The following is an 18,982-nucleotide window of genomic DNA, read 5'->3' on the forward strand; positions in this document are numbered from 1 at the left end:
ACGCTCAGATCTTACCTTCCACCCCGAAGACGTGCGTCCCACTTGGTGTCGTGTCGTGGAATGGGCGCGTGTCAGGGAGTTTAGGGGAAGAATCGGGCTTCTTGGGAATGGGCTTCGTGAGGTCGGGTCCATCAGAGCGGGGGCCGCTCATGGGGCCTTTGAAGCGGTCAGGATCGCCTTCGATCTTGATGTTGATGGGCTTCGACGGCTGGAACGGATCGGCCGGAGGACGCAAGTAGTTGCAGCCCTCCCGGGGCCGCAGGCTCAATCCTGGAGGGCAGCTTTCCTGCTTGAGGGCCTCGCTGAATTTGGCTTTGGTCGCCACGTCCTCAACCGACGTGGCGCCGCTACGGCCGGCATTGGTCGTCTGATTGGCGGGGGCGTTCGTCGAACCGGTTACTCCGTCTCCCATCTTCCTACTCCCTTTCCTGCATGGTGCGTGTGTCGGATGGCCCGCGCCTGCTGCATGCCGACGCCGGGGCGCCTGTGACGGCGCCGTCCATACAGGCACAAGCAAACCCGGCCTTCCGTGATATGCCGCACTCCAATTGCGCTGTGTAACGCCATCGCTAAGATCAGCCGGAAATCGAGCGAAATGCACGCATCGGAAGGACCGGCATGAACGGAAATCGATATTACGGGGTTCGCGTCGAGGGCGCGAAATACGGCGTAGGTTTTGGCTCGGCGCTTGCGATCGCGATCTCCTATACCAACAACCATTCGGTTCTGTGGGCGATCATCCACGGCATCCTGGGCTGGCTCTACGTGATTTATTTTGCGCTGTTCAAGTGATCTCGCTCCTGCCAGACCGAAGGTGACGACACAATGAGACGCCTTGTCCGGGCTTCGCTCGGTTTCCTCGCCTGGAGCCTTCTGCAATCCTCGCCCGCCTCCGCGCAGCTCAAGGGCAACCCCGACTATATGTGCCGGAACGGCTCTTTTCCCCGCGAGAGCACGAACTATCGCCTGGCAAAGATCAAGGGCGCGGCCGGCGACAGGATCTATTTCCACGGCGATGACAACGAGCGTTGCCCGGAGGACCAAGCCTGCCGCCTGAAAACCTATGTCATTGGCAGCGATGAAGTCATCGTTTCACGAACGCCCGGCAAGTTCGCCTGCAGCTGGTTTCAGCCGCGCAAGGGCAGCGAGACGGTCGGCTGGATCGAGACCGACAAGCTTACGTGGCAGGAGAACATGCGCCCGCCGGAGATGCGGGATTGGCTCGGCGAATGGCGCGCCTATGACAATCTCATTCGCATCTCGAAATCGAAAGAGGCGGGTACACTCGCGATCAAAGGCGAGGCCACCTGGGGCTCAGGCAGCCGCACCCATGCCGGCGAGCTCGGTTACGACGCCAAACCTTCTGCCGATAAAATGAAGTTCGGCGACGGCACGGACGAACTCGACTGCCAGGTCACGATGCAGCTCGTCGGCAAGCTGCTGGTCGTCGGCGACAACCTCCATTGCGGCGGCGCCAACGTGTCGTTTTCGGGGGTCTACCAACGGCGACCGAAGTGATAGAGCCGCGAGCTCCTTTTGCCCTTGGGACCGATTTTCCCTTGCATTGCGCGGACATGGACCTACGGTGCGCCTCGCCTGGACAGGCCCAAGAGAACGACAATCGACGACGCGATGAACTGCCCGAAATGCAATTCCGAACACGCCTATCAGGATGGCAGCCTGTGGGTCTGTCCGGAATGCGCCCATGAGTGGAGCGCCGAGGCTGGCGCCGGCGCAGAGGCTTCACCCGAAGCGGGCGTGCGCGATGCCCATGGCAATGCGCTTTCGGACGGCGACAGCGTCATCGTCCTCAAGGACCTCAAGGTGAAGGGGTCGTCGTCGGTCGTCAAAGGCGGCACCAAGGTTCGCAACATCCGCCTCACCGAAGGTTCTGATGGACACAACATCGCCTGCAAGATCGACGGGATCGGCGCGATGAACCTGAAATCGGAATTCGTGAAGAAGGCGTGAGGGCACCAGCGGCCTCATGCGTCAGCAGGCTTTCCCTTGCGAAAGGAAAGCCTGCCTGGTCATGTCAGCCTCGCAAGATCACGTCAGGTTTGGATGGCGGAGCAAAGCTCTCGGATCTCACCATCCGCGATTGACGTGCCGCACTTCCCCGGTCCGTGAGTCGACATAGACCTCCATCCATCGTCCGAGGCGGTCGCGGCCTTCGATCTCCCACTGACTACCCTGGAACTCGGTGTGGGACACCGTCGTGATGCCGAGACCGGTCGCGACGTCGAGCGCGATCTGCATCGATATCTGACCACCGGAATCCTGAGCCATGGCCGGCATCGCTGTGCCAATCGCCAGGGCGGTGACGATTGGAATAATGACATGTCGCATGAAGCACTCCTGTCGAAGGCGTTGAACGGTTACGCCATTCAGAACGAGGGCAGCGGCAATGTGTTCCGGCATCTGATATCGCGGAACAGCCGGAAATTTCGGCAGTTGCGGCAACTTGGTGGCAGTTCCCCATTTTGTCGCAAAGGAACGAATCTCAGCAGGACTCGCCTTACCCGCTGACGCCAGCACTCACTATCGACGCACACCAGCCGCTTTCACCGCGCCCTTTTTCCACAGCCGAAATCCGCCCTCGAACGCGTTGGTGTTGGCGCCGAGGCGAACCTTGCGCGGCAGCTTGCCGGTCTTGTCGGCGTTGCCGCCGCCGAGCATGATGTAGTCCGGCTCCAGTGCCGCGAGCAGGCGCTTGATCACGTCATCGACCGCGCGCTGCCATTTCTTCCGGCCGACGCGCTTGAGCGCTGCGGCGCCGACATATTGCTCGAACGTCTTGCCGTGCTTGTACGGCAGGTGCGCCAGCTCCATCGGCTCCAATATACCGTCGACGATCATCGCGGAGCCAAGACCCGTCCCTAGGCCCAAGAACAACATGCGGCCGCCCTGGTAGCTGCCGATCGCCTGCATCAGCGCATCGTTGACGACCTTGGTCGGACGGCCGAAGGCCTTTTCGAAATTGAAACCGCCCCAGCCCTGGCCGAGATTGTGCGGCTCCGACAAGGGCCTGTTATTGGCCACCGGTCCGGGATAGCCGATCGCGACGACGTCATAGGACCAGTCCTTGGTCAGCGCCTTGACCTTCCTAACCATTACCTTCGCTGACAGCCCGGGGCCGGACGCAAACGCGCGCCTGACCCGCTCCGTGCTGGTCATGACCTTCACGCGCGAACCGCCGATGTCGATCACGAGGACCGTGGGCCGAGGTTTCCGCTTCGCTGCTTTCGTCGCCATGAATGATCATAACCCGGCTGACTTGCCCGAAGAAGAAAGCGGAGCAAGCGTAGGGCGGATTACTAACCCGCCCTACTTTGCATCACACGATCACCCGATCGTTCGCTCCAGCACGTTGAGCCAGTTCGCCGATCCCAGCTTGTTCAATAGCGCCTCGGAATAGCCGCTCTGCCGGAGCGTCTCCATCAGCACCGGCAGCCCGGCCGCCGAGCCGATTTTCGCCGGCACGGTCGCGCCATCGAAATCCGAGCCGAACCCGACATGGTCCTCGCCGAGTTTCTCGATGAGATAGTCGAGCTGGCGCACCATCAATGCCACATCGGTATCGGCGGTCATGTTACCGTCGGGACGAAGGAAGCAGGTGGCGAAGTTGAGGCCGACCATGCCGCCGCTGTCGCGGATCGCGGCCAGTTGCCGGTCGGTCAGGTTTCTCGGCGAGGGGCACAGCGCATGCGCGTTGGAATGCGTCGCGACCAGCGGCGCGTTCGACAGCCGCGCAACATCCCAGAAGCCCTTTTCGGTGATGTGCGAGAGATCGACCAGGATCTTCATCTCGTTGCAGGCTCGTACGAGCTTTTCACCGGCCGGGGTCAGTCCGTCGCCGAGATCGGGCGTATTGGGAAACGCGAACGGCACGCCATGGCCGAAGATGTTGTTGCGGCTCCACACCGGCCCCAGCGAGCGCAGGCCCGCCGCATACAATAGCTCCAGGAAATGCAGATCGCCGTCGATCGCCTCGCAGCCTTCGAGATGCAGCACCACCGCAAGGCTGCCACGGAGGGTCGCCGCACGGATCTCGGCGGTCGTCCTGCACAGCGTCACCTCGCCCTTCGCATGGCGAACGACCTTCATCAGGATCGCCAGCTCGCCGAGCACGGACTTTCGCGCATCCTCAATCGGCAATGGCGGCGGCAGCGGCACCGCATACTCTCCGCCGGTCATCTGCTTGCTGAGCGCCGCAAAATTGCCCGGCGAGGGCGAGTACATCGCAAACAGCCCGCCGACGAAAGATCCGGCCTTCGCCTTCTTCAGGTCGATATGGCCGGCCTCTTCGCCGCACAGGAAATCCGACACCGCGTCGCTGGAAGGCGACTTGTAAAGACGGAGCAGCACGTCGTTATGCCCGTCGAAGACAGAAATGTTGGTCGCCATGGCCTGCCGGTGGCTGAGAGGGATATCCCGAACGATAACGTGTTGTCTTTGGCAGAACCAGCCCATCGACATCAGGCGCGAACCGCCTCCCCCGCCCCCGTCCGCTACTGTGCATGGGGTTGTTTTCGAGATTCTTGTGCGGGCAGGTGTGGCAGCCGGCACACGCCCGGTCTTAAACGCGTCGCCGCTCGAAAAAGGGCCGCGCTGTTCACAGACTTGCCGCAAATGCGTGTGGAGCTTCGATCGGGGACAATTAACCGAGTATCAATCCATGCGTTTATCAGCTTTATCGACGGCCGTCGCCGGGCGCGCCGGCATGTTCTGTTGTGCCTTGTTCATGGTGATCAGCGCTCAGGCGCTCGCGGAGACGTCGGACAATCCGGCTCCGGCCGCCGCGCAGCCCGCGGCGGCTGCGGAAGAGAAGCCGGCTGCGGCTGATATCGCCGAGCCAAAGCCGGCGAGTGCAGAGGAAAAGCCGGTAATCGCGCAGGACAAGCCCGCCGCCGTCGAGCCGAAGCCGGCGACCACCGACGAGAAGCCTGCCGTCGCGGAAGAGAAGCCGGCAGTCGCCCAGCACGAGCCCGCTGCCGCCGAGGAGAAGGCGGCCGCCAAGGACGACAAGCCTGCCGTCGTCGAGCAGAAGCCGGCCCCCGCCGAGGAGAAGCCGGCGGTTGCGCAGGACAAGCCCGCCGCCCAGGAGAAGGCGGCTGCCGTCGACGACAAGACTGGCGCCATCGAGCAAAAGCCGGCCGTCCCGGCCATAGAGCCTGCGGCGATTGCGCGGAAGCCGGCGCCTGCTGCGCAAAAACCAGCGGTAGCGCGGACAACGCCCGCCTTGCAGCCAAAGCCTGTCGCCAAGCCATCAAAACTCGCCAGCAGTAGCGTCGCCACAGAGCCCAGTAAGCCGGCGCAACCGGCGACGGCGACCCGCAAGCCGCGCGAACGGACGCTGGTCATGCTCTGCACCCGCTTCCGCACCTACGACCCATCGGCCGGGACCTATCGAGGCTATGACGGCCTGACGCATTCCTGCCGATAGGCGAGCGCGGGCGCGCCGTCGCGCGCCCCGCTGCCGTCTCATTCTGGCTACTGGGCGCCACCCTCCGGCTTGATCCCCGCCGCCTTCATGATTGGCAGCAGCCTGGCTTCCTCGCTGTCGCGATAGGCCGTCACCTCCTGCGGGTTGGTCGGCCAGGTGGTGGCGCCGAGGTCTCCGTAGCGCTGTTGCACCCAGGGGTCGTTCAGGGCCTTGGCGGTGAGCGCGTTGATCTGCGCGACGAGATCGCCCGGCATGTTCGCCGGGCCGATCAGCGCGGCCCATGACGTCATCTCGTAGCCGGGCAAGAGTTCTGCGAACGCAGGGACGTCGGGAAGCTCCTTGATCCGCTGCTTCGCGGTGACCGCGACGGGGCGGATCGTGCCTGCGCGCACGCTCGGCAGCGAGCCCGGCAGATTGTCGAACAATAGATCGACATTGCCGCCGAGCAGGTCGTTCAGCGCCGGCGCAGCGCCGCGATAGGGCACGTGGCGGACCTCGACGCCGGCCATGCTGTTCATCATCTCGCCGGAAAGATGCAACGTGGTGCCAAAGCCGGCGGAAGCGTAGGTGTACTTGCCCGGCGCCTTCTTGAATGCGGCGAGCAATTCCTTCAGGTCCGAAGAGAACAGGTCCCTCTTCGCGGTCAAAATGTTCGGCAATTGCCACATGCCGGAGATGAAGGTGAAATCGTTGCGCGGATGATACGGCAGCTTCGCGTAGGAGCCGATCGCGAGCACGTTGGAGGCGATGCCACCGAGCCCGACCGTGTAGCCGTCCGCCGGCGCTTTCGCGATTGAGTCGGCGCCGAGCACGCCGCCGGCGCCGGCCTTGTTCTCGACCACGAAGGATTGTCCCGACAGTTCGCTCAGCTTCTGGCACAGCACGCGCGAGAGCGTGTCGGTGGCGCCGCCGGCCGGAAAGCCGTTGACATATTTGACCGCGCGGATCGGCCACGCCTCGCCTGCACGGCCAAGGCGCGTCGCCAGGAACGGCGCGGCAACAAGAGAGCTGATGGTCGCGAGTGCGCGACGTCGGTCCACTGACAGCGGCATCGGTGTCCTCCCCTTGCACGCCGCGCGCCACGTTTGCAGCTTCTGCTGCTGTTTGTTTTTCCTGGGCTTCCGAATCTTCCCGTGGAGGACCGGAAGTGGGGCGCGTTCGGCCTATCGCCAGCTTAGGAGGTGCGGGCGAAGCTGCAAAGCCCGCGCATCGCGACAAAAAAGCCCGCGAGGATATCGCGGGCTTTCTGCGGGATGGAAAATGTTCACACGCCGGCGCGAGCCTACGATCGTCACTGCGTGGCGCGGCCGACGGTTTCGCTGCGGCCCTGCGCGGTCTTGATCTTGCCTCGCGGCGTCAGCACGCTGAGCTGAACCGGCGTAGCCGAGGGCGCAATCGGCAATGCTTCCTGGACGTTATCGGCGCCCAGCACCTGAACCTGCACGGCCGAAACCGGTAAGCCCGCCTTCTCATAGCTCGGCAATTCGGCGGCGACCGCGCCGCCGGCAGCCGACAGCGCGAGCATAGCGGCGGCGATGGACAGGGAAATCTTGTTCACGTCAGCTCTCCTTAATAGCTTGAAATCCAGAGTTAAAGTGCGATTTGCTGCGTTGCAATAGTTTAATATTGCATTGCACAAATATGTGATAGCGGAATGCAGAACCGCGCGTTGGTCGCGCGAAAAGGCGTGAAGGTTCGCGGCAAATTTCGATACAGCAACGTATCCGAACGAACGGAGCGGAATCCGGGGCAATCTCGGCACTGCAGTCGGAAGATCATCTCACCGAGTTGGTGACGAAGGCCAGGGCGTTTTCCTTGTTCGCGATACGACGCCATTTTGTTCGCAAAGAACGAATCGTATCAGCAAAAATCAGCGCAGACCGTTTCTTAACAACGCGTTTGCTTCGTGCTGCACCTATGTCTGCACGCTCTGCAACCCATACCTGAGTGTCGGCCGCAGCGCTCGCATCTTTGCGGCCAGCTGCTGGCTCCTCGTCTCTTCCGCGCACCCCAACATGTCCGCCACTGCGACATGGTCCTCATCGCTCTTGTGCTGGTTGAGCTTCGACTGGCCCTCGATCTCATCGACGACGAGATCGATCACGCGGATCGAGGCGAGCATGCTCTCGCGCTTGCCGGGCTCCATCTGGTCCAGGCTCCAGGGCTGTTTCGGCAGGCGCGCCTCGGAGACTGCGAGCAGCGCATCGCCGTGGGCGCGGTTGTCGTCGCGCCCAGCCAAATGCGCGACGCCGGAGAGGTGCACGGCCTCGTAGAGCCAGGTCGAAACGTTGTCGCGCGAGGCGTACCAGTCGTTGGAAATATAGGCGTCGTCTCCCGAGACGATCAGCAGGAAACGCCTGCTGCCGTCGGCGAGTGCCACGAGCGGATTTTTCGCGGTCAGATGTAACTGCACGATCACGCGATCGTCGCGGCGCTGGATCACGAACGGCACGTGTGAGGCGCGCGGACCGCGCTCATCGGCGGCGATGATCACGCCAAAGCCGCGCTCGGCCGCGAATGCGACCGCGTGTTCTTCCTCGATGCGAAACTGGGGCCGGAGAATGTGCATGGCAAAGCGCTCGAACGGCTGAAGGATGGAGGGGTCGCTTGAAAGCTAACCTATTCGACTTGAGATCGCCAACCTGCGCCGGCGCGCGTTCCGATCGCTAGACGAATGCGATATGAGGCTTCGTGCCCCCCCTTCGACGGTTCCTCTAAGATTAGCAGCCGAGCCCCACGACATACCGCCTCTCAAACCTCAGGCCACCTACGACGATTTCGCCCGCCTCGATATCCGCATCGGCAGGGTCGTCGACGTGCAGCCGTTCCCCCGCGCGCGCAATCCGTCATACAAGATCGGCGTCGCTGTCGGGGCCAAGCGGATCATGTGGTCGAGCGTGCAGGTGACGAACCATGCGCCGGCTGCCCTGCTCGGCTCGCTCGTCGTCTGCGGTCTGCAATTTCGCGCCGAAAAATATCGCGGGCTTTACGTCCGAACTGTTGATCCTTGGCGCCAAGGATGCCGATGGCAATGTGATCGTGCTTGGCCCGCGCAGCGAGGTTGCGATCGGCGAACCGGTGTTTTGAAGCAGTCAGGAGAAGCAATGAGTAGACGCCGCTTGTTCTCCATCCGACTCCATTTTGTTCGCAAAGAACGAATCGGAATCGACGAAGTCAGTGCGGACCGATCCTTAACAATGCGTTGTGTGCGCACGGATGAAGAAGTCATCACGAACTCTGCACGCAGCGTTCAGCAACGCTCTCGCCCCGTCGTTGCGAGCACAGCGAAGCAATCCATCTGCCCCCGAGCCGAGACGTGGATTGCTTCGCGGAGCCTGTCATCGGGCGCGCATTCGCGCGACCCGTTGGCTCACAATGACGAGGAGGCATAGAGCGAATAAGCGTCGAGGCCGCGCGTAGTGGCAGATTAGCGTCAGCGTAATCCGCCGCTTCGCTCGCGGCCGGCCGGCGCGTTACGCTTTGCGCTAAGCCGCCCTACCTATGTGGCAAGCATTATGCTGCTTTGGCGGTCTTCTCCGGCGGCGCGGTCTCCATCGCGCGCATGTAGAGATCGAGCAGGCTTTCGCGCTCGTCGCGCTCGTCCTGGTCCTGCTTCCTCAGCTTGATGATCTCTTTCAGGATCTTGACGTCGAATCCCTCGCCCTTGGCTTCCGAAAACACTTCCTTCTTCTGCTCGTTTAGCTCCTGTAATTCGGTGTCGAGGTTCTCGATCCGCTCAACGAAAGAACGAATCCGCCCGCCGGGAATGGTGACGTCAGACATGGTGACTCCCTGTTGAATGAGACCGTGAAAATGACCGCAAACAAATAACCAATGTGTTAACTTGCGAGGGTTCCTTTGCCGTCATCCGATCAATCCCCAGAACTCGGCCCATGAACGTCATTTCCATTCAGTCGCAGGTCGCCTTCGGCCATGTCGGCAACAGCGCCGCGGTGTTTCCGATGCAGATGCACGGCATCGACGTCGTAGCGGTGCCGACCACGCTGCTGAGCAACCGGCCGGGCTATCCAACCCTGCGCGGCCGCGTGGTCGAGGCCGAGCTCGTCGCCGATCTATTGCGGGGCATCGAGGAACGCGGCGCAGCAGATCGCGCGCAGATGATCCTGTCCGGCTATCTAGGCTCCGCCGACAACGCCAAGGTGGTGGCGGATTTCGTCGCGCGCGCCAAGGCGAAGAACCCCGCGCTGCTATATTGCTGCGATCCGGTGCTGGGCGACCGCGACCGTGGCCTGTTCGTCCACCCCGATATTCCCTCGTTGGTGCGCGACCTGCTGTGCCCGCTCGCCGACATCATCACGCCGAACCATTTCGAATTCGAATGGCTGTGCGGGGCCAAGGTTGCGACAATCGATCAACTGCTCAAGGTGGCGCGCGCCTTCATGGCGCGCGGCACCGTCGTCGTCACCAGCGCTGAGCTCGCCGATACGCCGGCGGGCGAAATCGAGACGCTCGCCGTCGAGCGCACTGGTGCCTTTCGGGTGCGCACGCCAAAACTTGCCATCACCCCGAACGGTACCGGCGATCTCTTTGCCGCGCTCTTGGTCGCCGCCCGCCTCCGCGGCGCCGACACTTCAGGTGCGGTCAGCCACGCCGCTTCCGCGATCCTCGCCGTGCTGGAACGTACCGTGGCAAGCGGCACCGAGGAAATGCGCATCGTCGAGAGCGCGGAAGCACTCGTGAATCCGCCGCGCAGGTTCGAAGCTCGCAGAACGGATTAGCGAAATCCGGCCGAGCCGCTAGTCCACGACGTCGAGCTTGACCTTGGCAACACCTTTCCCGACCATTCCGAGCGCATCAGCCGCGGAATAGGAGACGTCGACGACACGCCCCCGAACAAAGGGACCACGATCGTTGACCCGCACCGTCACCGAGCGGCCGCTCGAAAGGTTGGTCACGCGTAATTTGGTGCCGAACGGCAGCGTCGGATGCGCTGCGGTCATTTCAAGCGCGTTGAATTTTTCGCCGCTCGCGGTCTTCGTGCCCTCGCTATAGTAGCTTGCGACCCCATGCGAAGCCGTCTTGCCGCCCGCATCGCTACGCGACGCAACTATGTGCTTTCGCACCGCCGCCACGCGCCGCTTCATCATGGAGGATGTCGAACGGTCCTGATCCAGCGACGCCTGCCTGACGGCGCGAAGTCCGGATTTTTGACTGACGACGGTGGACTGTGCGCAGGCCGCCAGCGATGCCGCGCCCAGCATAATCGCCAGCAGCGTTACGAGTTTCCTAGCCGTGGAAGCCATGTTGCAATCCCCGCTCGTGCCCCAGCCCAAGCCGAAAACCAACACGGGGCAATCGCGGGCCCGAATCCGGGCGGAAACGTGGCCGGATGCGATCAGGCACGGCTTCCGCAGCGCAATTCGCTTCCAGTGTGGTGATTGGGTCACAGAATTTGGCGCGAATGAGCCAACCCGCTCGCGGGCGAATCCGCGGTGCGCGGCGGCCGCCCGGTCAACAGCCGGCTACGTCAGGCAATCTCGTAAACCGACACCTTGTCCGCGATCCCACTCAACGCCACGCGTCTTGGCGTTGGCTCTATCCCGCTGGTCTTGAGCAGGGCCCGGGTGCGCGCGTTCTCCACCACCGATTCCGTCACCACGATGGAGCGTGATTCAGCGAGGCCCTGGATCCGCGATGCGATGTTGACCGTCTGGCCAAAATAGTCCTGTTGGCCATTGAGCGTGACCGCCAGGCATGATCCTTCGTGGATGCCCATTTTCAGGCTCAGGCTCTGATGCTGACGCTCGGCGCCGAGATCGCTCATCGCCTCGCGCATGCGGATCGCAGCGGCAATGGCGCGGTCAGGCGTCTCGAAGGTCGCCATGACAGCATCGCCAATGGTCTTCACGATCGCTCCCCTTTCGGACGCGATGATCTCCTGCAACAGGCGGAAATGCTCGTTGACGAGATCGAACGCCGTCAGGTCACCGACCCGTTCATAGAGACCTGTGGAGTCCTTGAGATCACTGAACAGGAAAGTCAGGCTCAATATCTTCAGCCGCTGGCCGATAGCGAGCGTGTCGGTCCGGTAGATATCGCGGAAGGTTTGATTGGTAAGCAGACGCGTTGCCGTGAGAACGGATTTGCGGCGTTTCAAAAGGTCGTCCAGCGCCGGGTTCGTGACCCATATCGCCGGCAGAACGCGACTATCTGTGCGATTGTCCAAGGCCAGGCGCAGCGGCCCGGGGCGCAAGCTAACGGTATCGACGGGGACCTGGAGCTTGTTGAAGCTCACCGACAGGTTCTGGCGCTCGCTGGTTTCTTCGCCGCTGACGTCAAGGAACTGGGCCGCATGCGTCACGGGATCGAACACGATCAACGTGCCCTGCGGCACCTGCAAGGAAAGGATGGCCCGTTCGCCAGCCGGCAGATCGACAATTTCGAGCGTGACCTCGTCCAGCAATCTCTCCACATCGGCTGGAAGATCGATCGCCGAACTCCAGAAGATCTGGCGATAATATTCGGCCGCGGGAAGTTCGTCGGGATTATGCGCCGCGATCTTCCGCACGCGCGGGCTCACCATGAAGGTCACTTCGACGAGATTATCGAGCGTCGTCTCGTAGCCCGCGGCGCAAAAAGCGCAATTATACTGCGCGCTATTCACCGTCTTCAGGCTTTTGTTGGCGGAAAGAACCCCGGCGCAGCTTGGGCACATCACGTTCCAAGTCATTTCGAACATGCCGAGCCCCACCGCATTCAGCAGGGTTGCGATGACCCGATCTTCGTCCATGCCCTCGGTGCGTGCGAGATCGAGCGCGTTGATTTTGTTCAAGGCATGATCCGGGGCATGGCGCACCATCCGCTCGAGCATGCCGACAATGGCTTCGTCCGATGATTGACGCAGGGCCGCAAACAGGGTCTCGGTTTCACTCATGCGACAATGCTACCTGAAAGCAAGCCGCGCGAACACCCGCTAAGCGCCCCGCTTTGGCAATTGGCCCGGATCAGCCGGCCGGGCCGAATGCGCCGTCAATTCGGACTGGCAAAGAGGCCAATACCGCTCTATCCGGGTTAGCCTGGAGCCAGCGCGCAACGGCCGAACGGGAGGATATCATGCAAGTCGCAGTCATCGGCGCCGGCGCCGTCGGGTGCTATTATGGCGGGCTGCTGCTCAAGGCCGGGCACGACGTGACTTTCATCGGCCGGCAGGTGCATGCCGACGCCATCAATGCGCGTGGCCTGCTGCTGGACACCAAGACGTTCCGCGGCCACCTGCCCGCCAAGGCCGCGATCGACACGGCCACCCTCGCGCCGCCCGACCTCGTGCTGGTCTGCGTGAAGTCGGCCGACACCGAAACGGCCGGCCGTTCGCTGGCCGGACGCTTGCGGCCGGAAACCTCCGTGCTCAGCCTGCAGAACGGCGTCGACAACGCGCCGCGCCTTGCTGCCGTCATCGGTCATGCCGTTATTCCCGTCGTCGTCTATGTCGGCAGCGAGATGGCCGGGCCCGGCCATGTCAGGCATCACGGCGGCGGCGATCTCGCGATAGGGCCTTCTCCGGCGAGCGCCGCGCTGGCACAAACGCTGCAGGCCGCCGGGATCGGCGTCACGATCGCCGACGACATCGGCAAAACGCTGTGGAGCAAGCTGATCATCAACTGCGCCTACAACGCGCTGTCAGCGGTCGCCGGTATCGCCTACGGGCCGATGCTGCAGGTCGACGGCACGCGGCAAGTCGTCACCAGCGCCGTGCAGGAAGCGACTACCGTCGCCCGCGCCTGTGGCGTCGCGATCGCGGATGATCTGATTGATCACATCCTGAATATCCCCGAGATCATGCCCAACCAGATGTCGTCGACCGCGCAGGACCTTGCGCGTGGCAAGCCGAGCGAGATCGACTTTCTCAACGGCCATGTCGTGCGCAAGGGCGCCGAGCTCGGCATCGCAACGCCGACCAATCAAGCGCTCCAGGTGATGGTGAAGCTGGCCGACCGCGGCAAGGAATTGGCGCAGAAGAAATAGCCGCGCCTCTCATCCGCCGAGCACGTTGCCCCAACCGTCGAATACGTACTCGCGCCACGCAACCGTGCCGTCGTCGCGCGCATTGGCCGTGCGGCAAAAGTCGTCGGCCTGGTCGCCGATCCAGGTGATGATCCGGTCGGTGGCGAGGTCGTGCAGGATGGCAGGCTCGGACGGATCGAAGCCCGTCATCGGATGCAGGGTGCTGGGATGCAGAGGCTGGATGCTTGTCATGCCCAGCCAACGCTTACGCCCTGCAAAGGTTGCGTGCTTGTTCGCAACCTCTTTGTCGCACCGGCGTTATGGGCGAACAGCAAGGAGCACTCACTATGCGGAACAAGGCACCGAATTCGCAGAGCATCAAGAAGCGCTCAAACGCCCAGATGCAGGCAGCCAACCCGATGCTCAACCCCGGTGACGAAGCCGCGCGCGGCACGCCCGGCACCGGCGAGGACATCTGCCCCGAATGTCACGGCAACGGCCGTGTCAATGGCGCACCCTGCCCGCATTGCGGCGGCAGCGGCTCGATCACCCGCGCGATCGGCGGCGCTTAGAGGATCGCTGTAAGGAGCCCCGCGCCTTACGCGACCATTCGCTTTTCGAGGATTTTTCGGAAATCCGTCGCCAGGCTCGCGTAGTAGCCGGCCAACACTTCATAAAAGGTCTGCTGCGCCTTGTCCTTGGCTTCGCGCGCCTGCGCCTCGCATCTGGAGGCCCTACTCTCGTACTTTTCCACCTTGGTCTGCAGCTCAGCCACCACCATGATCGTCACTCCCCACGCCACACGTACAAGGATGATGCTATGCCGGGGCGCGTCGAAAAGATGACGGGCTTGGGGAGATTTCGCAGCGGCGCCGTGAGCAAGCCGTGGCGTAAGGATCGGAATCCGAAAACAGGGAACCGATTTCCCCGACACCAACGCAAGGCGTTTGCCCCGATATCATGCACCAGAACGTGAGATCATGATGCGATCTGCTTGATTGCGCTATGATCTATTGCCGCGGCACCGGCGCCGGCGGACGCAACGAGGTACGCGACGCGGATTTCGCCCCCGGCTTCGTAGCCAAGCGCTTTCCACTATCGACAGATTCAAGATAGGACGCCAGCGCCCAGGCCGAGCTCGAGCCGCTGGAATAGTGTTTTTGCAGAAACAGATAGAGCGTGAGCTGGAAGCGGCCCTTGGCGAGCCCGCGCGGGCTGCGGTGGCAGGAGACGCAGCCTTCGGCAAACAGTTTTTGCGCGGGCTTGCCCTGATCGAGGTTCTGCGCGCCGATCGCCGCGCCGCTGAGCGCGGCCAGCACGATAGCAACAAGCAGGCCACAGCCGATCTTTGCTGGCGACATCAATTCTTATCCGTGCGCGGAACGATCGGCGGCGCTTCCGCAAGATAGCTGGGCGCGCAAATGCAGAAAACCGAAGGTGAAAGGAAAAGCCAATCTGTTGGCCGCGCATGGCGAAAAATGGGCGAGACTTTTGCCCTTCGAAGGCCGCGCGCGCCGTAAATGCGCTGCCGCCCTGCTCATTTGGCTGTCCCAAGCGCGTCACGCGATCGGCGTCGATCGCCTCAATACGGCGGCTTCTTGCGCTCGCGCTGCGCCCGTGCCGCTTCCATCCACCAGGCAAGATCGTCGGCAAAGCGCGGAAACGCGCGTTCGAGCGCTTTCCCGCCCTCGCCCGTAGCCTTGCCGTCTTCCGAAAGCGTTTGCGCGATCGGCCCGACCGCGATCGAGCTCGAAATCACCACCATGCCCATTTCCGAAAGCGTGCCGTGCCAGGCGAGCGCGGCGCGCGCGCCGGAGAATCGGCCCGCCGAATAGCTCGCGATCGCCGCCGGCCGCCAGAACCATTCCTCCAGAAAATGATCGGTGAGGTTTTTCAGTCCCGGTTGCATGCCCCAATTATATTCGCCGGTGACGAACACGAACCCGTCGGCGTCGCGGATTTGCCCCGCGAGCTTTTCCAGCGCATCCGGCGCGCCGCCTTTCGGATGTTCCTTGTACATCCGCTCCAGGATCGGCAGGCCGACAGCCTTGGCATCGATCAGTTCGACATCATCGCCGCGCGCGCGAAATCCCTCGACCACGAATTGCGCCAGCCGAATGCCCATGCGGTCGAAGCGGTAGGAGCCGTAGAACACGAGAATGCGGTTGCCCATGGGACATCAACCTCCAAACACTGGATCCTCAGACATTGGATGATGCAGTCGAACCATGCGCGCACGCCCCATGCAAGGCGCACGCTTGCGGCAAATGAACCGCAAGATAGGCCGAAGTACCCAAGGCGGAGCTTTATTGATCCCGGATAATCTCTGGATGGGCCAACAAAAAAGCGGCCTTGCGGCCGCTTCGTTGCAGTCAGGCTTGCGCTCTACCAATAGCCGGGCCCGTCATAATACGCATAGGAATCAACATACGGCGCGCCAGCGATCGCCGCCGCCGTTCCGATCGCCCCGGCGGCTACGCCGGCTGCAAGTCCAACGGGGCCAGGCCGGTAATAGGCCCGCGGCCCGTAGTAGACGCGAGGCCCGTAGTCGCCATAGTAGTAGCTGTGGTCATAAGGGCTCGGCGTACGCACGCCGTATCCGCCCCGTAGATAGTTGGAATTCGGGTAGGCGAACCCGATCATTCCGGGCTCCTGGGTTGCTTCCTGCGACATTGCCGGCGTTGCAAACGCCGTCGCAAGGAGAGCAGCCGCCCCGAGCAGCTTCAGTTTGGTCATCGCTCATTCCTCCATTCACGTATGAAGGACGAACGGGCGAGGCCGAGGGCTGTTCCGGATGCCGATTCACAGCGCTGTGAGTTGGCCGGTGCCACAGCTGCCACCGAGAGAGAATCACCAAGAGAAAAGGCCGGCGGGCATTACGCCGCCGACCTTCTCTTGCAACTGCCGGCTCGGGAGGTCCGGTTCCGCTGCGATTCCATTTGCCTAAAACTTCACCACTACAGTCTTAAGAAAATCTTAAGTAGTTACCGTGATGTGCATCACAGAGCGCGAGAACCCGGCGCGGCTATCCTGCAACCAATAAGGCAGAACGGTTCAAACGCAGGAGGCCACGATGGCCCAGGTTTATTTCCACTGCTCAAGCTCCCGGGAAGTGCGGATCGACCGATCCGGTCAAGCCGTGAGCGATCTCGCTGAAGCGCGCGACCGCGCCGCCTGCATCGTCCGCTCGATGATCATGGGGCGCGACGGTGAAGATTGGCGCGACTGGGTCGTGCATGTGAACGACGATTTCGACGACGAGATCTTCGTTCTGCCCTTTGCCTTCGTCCTCGGCAAACCGCACTGAGAGAAGAGCCATGCTGCCGGCGCGCACGACCTTCATACCGCTGTTCCGCCGCATCGACGCGATGTTGGCGCGCTGCCATCGCCTGATCGAGCGTGCCCGCGACCCCTACCGTCCCGAGCGACACTACATGCGCGGCCCAGGCCCGAAATGGCACGCCAGGCACCGCGCCGAGATCGCTGGCGTGGCCCTTTAAGGCCCCATTTTCTCTGGTTCCAGCGGCGCTCGCCACCGCGGCCCCAACCTCTCCACGAGTTCGCCTTGCTTTGGTCAAACCTCGCTGGCCGTGTTGAGGCCGGGCAGAGGGTTTTCCACGCAATAGCGCATGCTCGCCGCCCTGATCCAGGGTGACATTGGACTGAGCAAGGGACCGCCAATCCATGCCAACGCTGAAAGACACCGATCCGCACGACGTCTTTGCAATCGAATCGCTGCTGCATGCGCATGCCGAAAAGATGCCGCATGCCGAAAAGGCGCCGTCGCTGGCGCATGACCCGGCTACCCCATCCGCGGCCCCGCCAGTTCAAGTCGCGCCATCGATTTCAGTCGGCGCGCCGGTTCGGCAGGCCGAGCCCAAGTTCAGCGCGCCCGACACCCCCGAGATCAGCGTCACCCGCGAAATCGCCGTCGATAACTGCAAGGCGGACGAAATCAAGGTCGATGGCCTCAAGATCCTGGATGACCGGCCGATGTCCAAATGGGCAAAGCGCATCGTTATGGCGCTGCTCGGGCTTGTCGGCGCCATCGCTGCTGCCGCCTGGCAGCACTATGGCGATGACGCCAAGGCGATGGCCGCCGAATGGACGCCGCCCTTTCTGTTGGCCGCGTTGCCCTCGACAGCCAAGCCCGCCCTCGCCGAGCAGCCGGTCGCGCCGGAGACGGAGACCGCCGCAGCCGATCAGACCGCTCAACCAGCGGCCGCCGCGCCCGCTCAGCCCGAACCCGCGGCTGCCGCCGCTGTGCCACCGGCTCCTTCTGCCGATACAGCCCAGATGGAATCGATGGCGCGGGATCTCGCCGCGATGGGACAGCAGGTCGAAGAATTGAAAGCCACTATCGCCCAGCTCAAGGCGAGCCAGGCGCAGATGGCGCGCGATTTGGCGAAAGCTTCTGAGGTCAAGGCGCCGGAGGCCAGAGCCGCGGCTGTTGCGCCGCCACCGCCGCTACGGCCGGCGGCCCCGCCGGTGCGCAAGCCGAAGCCGGTTTCGTCGTATACGCCTTCCTATTCACCCGCGCCGGTGGCGGCTGCGCCCGCAGCGCCACCCCCGCCGGTGCAGATCGCCGCACCGCCGCCGTCCCCTGCGCCGCCCCGGCAGACGATCACAGATGATGGCGAGCCGGTGGTGCGTCCGCCGATGCCGTTGCGGTAGATCATTGTCGGGATGCAAGGCACCGCATCCGGACAGATGACGCTAGCTCTGGTGCGGTCCCCGCATCAGCTTCATGGCGTCTTCGATATGACGCCACTCCTTGGCTTCCTCGATATCGCCCTTGGTCTCGCAAGCCTGCGCGTTGTGCGCCGCTTGCGCGATCGCGGTGAGGCCATGCTTCTCCATCATCTGGCGCGCAATCGTATGGATTTGCATTTCCGACATCATGACGCTCTCCCGGGGTTCCATCGGTCCAGTCGCGAGGCTCGCGGATAGACTCGGCTTGCCCACTAAAACGGCAGAAGAGAAACTCTCGTTCCTGCCGCGGCGATGAATAAATTTTCAGAAAAGTCTAGCGATTTGCGCAGTTCCACCACAAGTCGCCAGTCCCCGTAATATCCCGTCCGCAATCTCCCCGAATATTAAGCCGGGCTCCCGCTTGGTATTTTTCGCGCGTGAATCGCAATGCAGGAGTCGGATATGGCCCACGTCTATTTCCACTGCTCCAATTCCGAAGGCGCAGGCTTTGCCCAGCGCGGCGCGGCTGTCGAAAACTTCGCCGAGGTGCGTGCCCACGCCGCACGCGTCGTGCAATCGCTGATCATGCTGCAGGACCCGGAAGACTGGCGCGACTGGACGCTGCATGTCAGCGACGACCTCGATCAGGAAATTTTCTCCCTGCCGTTTTCGTCTGTGCTCGGCGAGCCGCATTGAGGTGATGTCATGCTGGCCATGCAATTGCTTCTCCGACGCCTGATCGAAATCGCGATCGAATGGAACAGGCGGCTCGACATTGCCCGTGATCCCTACCGGCCCGAATTGCACTACATGCGCGGACCGGGACCGAAATGGCACGCCAAGCATCAGCGCGGCGCCGTTTAGCCAGTTTGGTAGGTTGGG

The 18,982-nt window shown here is 62.7% G+C and carries 29 protein-coding genes; 13 read left to right on the forward strand and 16 right to left on the reverse strand.

Features of this window, described 5'->3' with window-relative positions:
* Positions 1-4: 4 nt before the first annotated feature.
* On the reverse strand, positions 5-412 hold the full coding sequence (locus tag RX331_RS20745) for a hypothetical protein (protein ID WP_317251775.1): 408 nt from the start codon (positions 410-412) through the stop codon (positions 5-7).
* A 206-nt stretch (positions 413-618) separates the two neighbouring features.
* Here RX331_RS20745 and RX331_RS20750 point away from each other — a divergent pair, with 206 nt between their 5' ends.
* The 3 genes from RX331_RS20750 to RX331_RS20760 all read left to right on the forward strand — a co-directional run bounded on the left by RX331_RS20750 (position 619) and on the right by RX331_RS20760 (position 1,971).
* The gene (locus RX331_RS20750) at positions 619-792 is read left to right on the forward strand and encodes a hypothetical protein (protein WP_317251776.1); all 174 of its coding nucleotides are present in this window, start codon (positions 619-621) and stop codon (positions 790-792) included.
* 33 nt (positions 793-825) lie between these two features.
* Positions 826-1,518 (forward strand): hypothetical protein, encoded by a 693-nt coding sequence (locus RX331_RS20755; RefSeq protein WP_317251777.1) that lies wholly within the window; start codon positions 826-828, stop codon positions 1,516-1,518.
* 102 nt (positions 1,519-1,620) lie between these two features.
* Positions 1,621-1,971, forward strand: coding sequence for a zinc ribbon domain-containing protein YjdM (locus RX331_RS20760; protein WP_317258197.1), 351 nt, complete (start codon positions 1,621-1,623; stop codon positions 1,969-1,971).
* A 117-nt stretch (positions 1,972-2,088) separates the two neighbouring features.
* On the opposite strand, the gene RX331_RS20765 is transcribed toward RX331_RS20760, so the two are convergent.
* The 3 genes from RX331_RS20765 to RX331_RS20775 form a co-directional block, all read right to left on the reverse strand.
* Positions 2,089-2,349: a PepSY domain-containing protein gene (locus RX331_RS20765; protein ID WP_317251778.1), complete on the reverse strand. Its 261-nt coding sequence runs from the start codon at positions 2,347-2,349 to the stop codon at positions 2,089-2,091.
* Positions 2,350-2,541: 192 nt separating this feature from the next.
* The gene (locus RX331_RS20770) at positions 2,542-3,255 is read right to left on the reverse strand and encodes an ROK family protein (protein WP_317251779.1); all 714 of its coding nucleotides are present in this window, start codon (positions 3,253-3,255) and stop codon (positions 2,542-2,544) included.
* 90 nt (positions 3,256-3,345) lie between these two features.
* Positions 3,346-4,407, reverse strand: coding sequence for a dipeptidase (locus tag RX331_RS20775; RefSeq protein ID WP_317251780.1), 1,062 nt, complete (start codon positions 4,405-4,407; stop codon positions 3,346-3,348).
* Between the two features lie 271 nt (positions 4,408-4,678).
* Here RX331_RS20775 and RX331_RS20780 point away from each other — a divergent pair, with 271 nt between their 5' ends.
* Positions 4,679-5,446, forward strand: coding sequence for a hypothetical protein (locus tag RX331_RS20780; protein WP_317251781.1), 768 nt, complete (start codon positions 4,679-4,681; stop codon positions 5,444-5,446).
* A gap of 47 nt (positions 5,447-5,493) precedes the next feature.
* Here the strand turns inward: RX331_RS20780 and RX331_RS20785 are convergent, their stop codons facing one another.
* The 3 genes from RX331_RS20785 to RX331_RS20795 all read right to left on the reverse strand — a co-directional run bounded on the left by RX331_RS20785 (position 5,494) and on the right by RX331_RS20795 (position 8,015).
* Positions 5,494-6,498 carry a Bug family tripartite tricarboxylate transporter substrate binding protein gene (locus tag RX331_RS20785; RefSeq protein WP_317251782.1) on the reverse strand — a complete coding sequence of 335 codons (1,005 nt, stop codon included), beginning with the start codon at positions 6,496-6,498 and terminating at the stop codon, positions 5,494-5,496.
* Positions 6,499-6,737: 239 nt separating this feature from the next.
* Positions 6,738-7,004, reverse strand: coding sequence for a hypothetical protein (locus RX331_RS20790; RefSeq protein ID WP_317251783.1), 267 nt, complete (start codon positions 7,002-7,004; stop codon positions 6,738-6,740).
* 357 nt (positions 7,005-7,361) lie between these two features.
* On the reverse strand, positions 7,362-8,015 hold the full coding sequence (locus RX331_RS20795) for an FMN-binding negative transcriptional regulator (RefSeq protein WP_317251784.1): 654 nt from the start codon (positions 8,013-8,015) through the stop codon (positions 7,362-7,364).
* A gap of 344 nt (positions 8,016-8,359) precedes the next feature.
* On the opposite strand from RX331_RS20795, the gene RX331_RS20800 reads away from it, so the two are divergent.
* Positions 8,360-8,533, forward strand: coding sequence for a hypothetical protein (locus RX331_RS20800; protein ID WP_317251785.1), 174 nt, complete (start codon positions 8,360-8,362; stop codon positions 8,531-8,533).
* A gap of 426 nt (positions 8,534-8,959) precedes the next feature.
* Here the strand turns inward: RX331_RS20800 and RX331_RS20805 are convergent, their stop codons facing one another.
* Positions 8,960-9,229, reverse strand: coding sequence for a DUF2312 domain-containing protein (locus tag RX331_RS20805; RefSeq protein WP_161854333.1), 270 nt, complete (start codon positions 9,227-9,229; stop codon positions 8,960-8,962).
* Between the two features lie 110 nt (positions 9,230-9,339).
* Here RX331_RS20805 and pdxY point away from each other — a divergent pair, with 110 nt between their 5' ends.
* Positions 9,340-10,185 carry a pyridoxal kinase PdxY gene (pdxY, locus tag RX331_RS20810; protein WP_317251786.1) on the forward strand — a complete coding sequence of 282 codons (846 nt, stop codon included), beginning with the start codon at positions 9,340-9,342 and terminating at the stop codon, positions 10,183-10,185.
* Between the two features lie 18 nt (positions 10,186-10,203).
* On the opposite strand, the gene RX331_RS20815 is transcribed toward pdxY, so the two are convergent.
* Positions 10,204-10,710 carry a septal ring lytic transglycosylase RlpA family protein gene (locus tag RX331_RS20815; RefSeq protein ID WP_317251787.1) on the reverse strand — a complete coding sequence of 169 codons (507 nt, stop codon included), beginning with the start codon at positions 10,708-10,710 and terminating at the stop codon, positions 10,204-10,206.
* A 224-nt stretch (positions 10,711-10,934) separates the two neighbouring features.
* Positions 10,935-12,341, reverse strand: coding sequence for an adenylate/guanylate cyclase domain-containing protein (locus RX331_RS20820; protein WP_317251788.1), 1,407 nt, complete (start codon positions 12,339-12,341; stop codon positions 10,935-10,937).
* Between the two features lie 179 nt (positions 12,342-12,520).
* On the opposite strand from RX331_RS20820, the gene RX331_RS20825 reads away from it, so the two are divergent.
* On the forward strand, positions 12,521-13,429 hold the full coding sequence (locus RX331_RS20825) for a 2-dehydropantoate 2-reductase (RefSeq protein ID WP_317251789.1): 909 nt from the start codon (positions 12,521-12,523) through the stop codon (positions 13,427-13,429).
* 9 nt (positions 13,430-13,438) lie between these two features.
* On the opposite strand, the gene RX331_RS20830 is transcribed toward RX331_RS20825, so the two are convergent.
* The gene (locus RX331_RS20830) at positions 13,439-13,660 is read right to left on the reverse strand and encodes a hypothetical protein (RefSeq protein WP_317251790.1); all 222 of its coding nucleotides are present in this window, start codon (positions 13,658-13,660) and stop codon (positions 13,439-13,441) included.
* A 95-nt stretch (positions 13,661-13,755) separates the two neighbouring features.
* Between RX331_RS20830 and RX331_RS20835 the strand changes: the two genes are divergently transcribed.
* Positions 13,756-13,980, forward strand: a complete 225-nt coding sequence (locus RX331_RS20835; RefSeq protein ID WP_317251791.1) for a hypothetical protein — start codon at positions 13,756-13,758, stop codon at positions 13,978-13,980.
* Positions 13,981-14,006: 26 nt separating this feature from the next.
* Here RX331_RS20835 and RX331_RS20840 read toward each other — a convergent pair whose 3' ends face one another.
* From RX331_RS20840 to RX331_RS20855, 4 genes are all read right to left on the reverse strand, one after another.
* A complete protein-coding gene (locus RX331_RS20840) occupies positions 14,007-14,189 on the reverse strand; it encodes a hypothetical protein (RefSeq protein ID WP_283027999.1) in 183 nt (60 codons plus the stop codon).
* 229 nt (positions 14,190-14,418) lie between these two features.
* On the reverse strand, positions 14,419-14,769 hold the full coding sequence (locus RX331_RS20845) for a hypothetical protein (RefSeq protein WP_317251792.1): 351 nt from the start codon (positions 14,767-14,769) through the stop codon (positions 14,419-14,421).
* Positions 14,770-14,990: 221 nt separating this feature from the next.
* The gene (locus RX331_RS20850) at positions 14,991-15,581 is read right to left on the reverse strand and encodes an NAD(P)H-dependent oxidoreductase (protein WP_317251793.1); all 591 of its coding nucleotides are present in this window, start codon (positions 15,579-15,581) and stop codon (positions 14,991-14,993) included.
* Positions 15,582-15,793: 212 nt separating this feature from the next.
* The gene (locus RX331_RS20855; protein WP_317251794.1) at positions 15,794-16,144 is read right to left on the reverse strand and encodes a hypothetical protein; all 351 of its coding nucleotides are present in this window, start codon (positions 16,142-16,144) and stop codon (positions 15,794-15,796) included.
* Between the two features lie 337 nt (positions 16,145-16,481).
* On the opposite strand from RX331_RS20855, the gene RX331_RS20860 reads away from it, so the two are divergent.
* The 3 genes from RX331_RS20860 to RX331_RS20870 all read left to right on the forward strand — a co-directional run bounded on the left by RX331_RS20860 (position 16,482) and on the right by RX331_RS20870 (position 18,082).
* Entirely contained in the window at positions 16,482-16,715 is a 234-nt protein-coding gene (locus RX331_RS20860) for a DUF6894 family protein (RefSeq protein WP_317251795.1), read from the forward strand.
* Between the two features lie 10 nt (positions 16,716-16,725).
* On the forward strand, positions 16,726-16,908 hold the full coding sequence (locus tag RX331_RS20865) for a hypothetical protein (protein ID WP_317258373.1): 183 nt from the start codon (positions 16,726-16,728) through the stop codon (positions 16,906-16,908).
* A gap of 184 nt (positions 16,909-17,092) precedes the next feature.
* The gene (locus RX331_RS20870) at positions 17,093-18,082 is read left to right on the forward strand and encodes a hypothetical protein (RefSeq protein WP_317251796.1); all 990 of its coding nucleotides are present in this window, start codon (positions 17,093-17,095) and stop codon (positions 18,080-18,082) included.
* A 42-nt stretch (positions 18,083-18,124) separates the two neighbouring features.
* Here the strand turns inward: RX331_RS20870 and RX331_RS20875 are convergent, their stop codons facing one another.
* A complete protein-coding gene (locus RX331_RS20875; protein ID WP_317251797.1) occupies positions 18,125-18,310 on the reverse strand; it encodes a hypothetical protein in 186 nt (61 codons plus the stop codon).
* 252 nt (positions 18,311-18,562) lie between these two features.
* On the opposite strand from RX331_RS20875, the gene RX331_RS20880 reads away from it, so the two are divergent.
* Positions 18,563-18,796 carry a DUF6894 family protein gene (locus RX331_RS20880; RefSeq protein WP_317251798.1) on the forward strand — a complete coding sequence of 78 codons (234 nt, stop codon included), beginning with the start codon at positions 18,563-18,565 and terminating at the stop codon, positions 18,794-18,796.
* Between the two features lie 9 nt (positions 18,797-18,805).
* Entirely contained in the window at positions 18,806-18,964 is a 159-nt protein-coding gene (locus tag RX331_RS20885) for a hypothetical protein (protein ID WP_317251799.1), read from the forward strand.
* Positions 18,965-18,982: the final 18 nt, after the last annotated feature.

This window comes from Bradyrhizobium sp. BWA-3-5 (assembly GCF_032917985.1).
GTDB lineage: Bacteria > Pseudomonadota > Alphaproteobacteria > Rhizobiales > Xanthobacteraceae > Bradyrhizobium.

Coding starts and splice junctions, on each gene's coding strand:
- RX331_RS20745 (WP_317251775.1), bottom strand. CDS start 412: ATGGGAGACGGAGTAACCGGTTCGACGAACGCCCCCGCCAATCAGACG.
- RX331_RS20750 (WP_317251776.1), top strand. CDS start 619: ATGAACGGAAATCGATATTACGGGGTTCGCGTCGAGGGCGCGAAATAC.
- RX331_RS20755 (WP_317251777.1), top strand. CDS start 826: ATGAGACGCCTTGTCCGGGCTTCGCTCGGTTTCCTCGCCTGGAGCCTT.
- RX331_RS20765 (WP_317251778.1), bottom strand. CDS start 2,349: ATGCGACATGTCATTATTCCAATCGTCACCGCCCTGGCGATTGGCACA.
- RX331_RS20770 (WP_317251779.1), bottom strand. CDS start 3,255: ATGGCGACGAAAGCAGCGAAGCGGAAACCTCGGCCCACGGTCCTCGTG.
- RX331_RS20775 (WP_317251780.1), bottom strand. CDS start 4,407: ATGGCGACCAACATTTCTGTCTTCGACGGGCATAACGACGTGCTGCTC.
- RX331_RS20780 (WP_317251781.1), top strand. CDS start 4,679: ATGCGTTTATCAGCTTTATCGACGGCCGTCGCCGGGCGCGCCGGCATG.
- RX331_RS20785 (WP_317251782.1), bottom strand. CDS start 6,498: ATGCCGCTGTCAGTGGACCGACGTCGCGCACTCGCGACCATCAGCTCT.
- RX331_RS20795 (WP_317251784.1), bottom strand. CDS start 8,015: ATGCACATTCTCCGGCCCCAGTTTCGCATCGAGGAAGAACACGCGGTC.
- RX331_RS20800 (WP_317251785.1), top strand. CDS start 8,360: ATGCGCCGGCTGCCCTGCTCGGCTCGCTCGTCGTCTGCGGTCTGCAAT.
- RX331_RS20805 (WP_161854333.1), bottom strand. CDS start 9,229: ATGTCTGACGTCACCATTCCCGGCGGGCGGATTCGTTCTTTCGTTGAG.
- pdxY (WP_317251786.1), top strand. CDS start 9,340: ATGAACGTCATTTCCATTCAGTCGCAGGTCGCCTTCGGCCATGTCGGC.
- RX331_RS20815 (WP_317251787.1), bottom strand. CDS start 10,710: ATGGCTTCCACGGCTAGGAAACTCGTAACGCTGCTGGCGATTATGCTG.
- RX331_RS20820 (WP_317251788.1), bottom strand. CDS start 12,341: ATGAGTGAAACCGAGACCCTGTTTGCGGCCCTGCGTCAATCATCGGAC.
- RX331_RS20825 (WP_317251789.1), top strand. CDS start 12,521: ATGCAAGTCGCAGTCATCGGCGCCGGCGCCGTCGGGTGCTATTATGGC.
- RX331_RS20830 (WP_317251790.1), bottom strand. CDS start 13,660: ATGACAAGCATCCAGCCTCTGCATCCCAGCACCCTGCATCCGATGACG.
- RX331_RS20835 (WP_317251791.1), top strand. CDS start 13,756: ATGCGGAACAAGGCACCGAATTCGCAGAGCATCAAGAAGCGCTCAAAC.
- RX331_RS20840 (WP_283027999.1), bottom strand. CDS start 14,189: ATGGTGGTGGCTGAGCTGCAGACCAAGGTGGAAAAGTACGAGAGTAGG.
- RX331_RS20845 (WP_317251792.1), bottom strand. CDS start 14,769: ATGTCGCCAGCAAAGATCGGCTGTGGCCTGCTTGTTGCTATCGTGCTG.
- RX331_RS20850 (WP_317251793.1), bottom strand. CDS start 15,581: ATGGGCAACCGCATTCTCGTGTTCTACGGCTCCTACCGCTTCGACCGC.
- RX331_RS20855 (WP_317251794.1), bottom strand. CDS start 16,144: ATGACCAAACTGAAGCTGCTCGGGGCGGCTGCTCTCCTTGCGACGGCG.
- RX331_RS20860 (WP_317251795.1), top strand. CDS start 16,482: ATGGCCCAGGTTTATTTCCACTGCTCAAGCTCCCGGGAAGTGCGGATC.
- RX331_RS20865 (WP_317258373.1), top strand. CDS start 16,726: ATGCTGCCGGCGCGCACGACCTTCATACCGCTGTTCCGCCGCATCGAC.
- RX331_RS20870 (WP_317251796.1), top strand. CDS start 17,093: ATGCCAACGCTGAAAGACACCGATCCGCACGACGTCTTTGCAATCGAA.
- RX331_RS20875 (WP_317251797.1), bottom strand. CDS start 18,310: ATGATGTCGGAAATGCAAATCCATACGATTGCGCGCCAGATGATGGAG.
- RX331_RS20880 (WP_317251798.1), top strand. CDS start 18,563: ATGGCCCACGTCTATTTCCACTGCTCCAATTCCGAAGGCGCAGGCTTT.
- RX331_RS20885 (WP_317251799.1), top strand. CDS start 18,806: ATGCTGGCCATGCAATTGCTTCTCCGACGCCTGATCGAAATCGCGATC.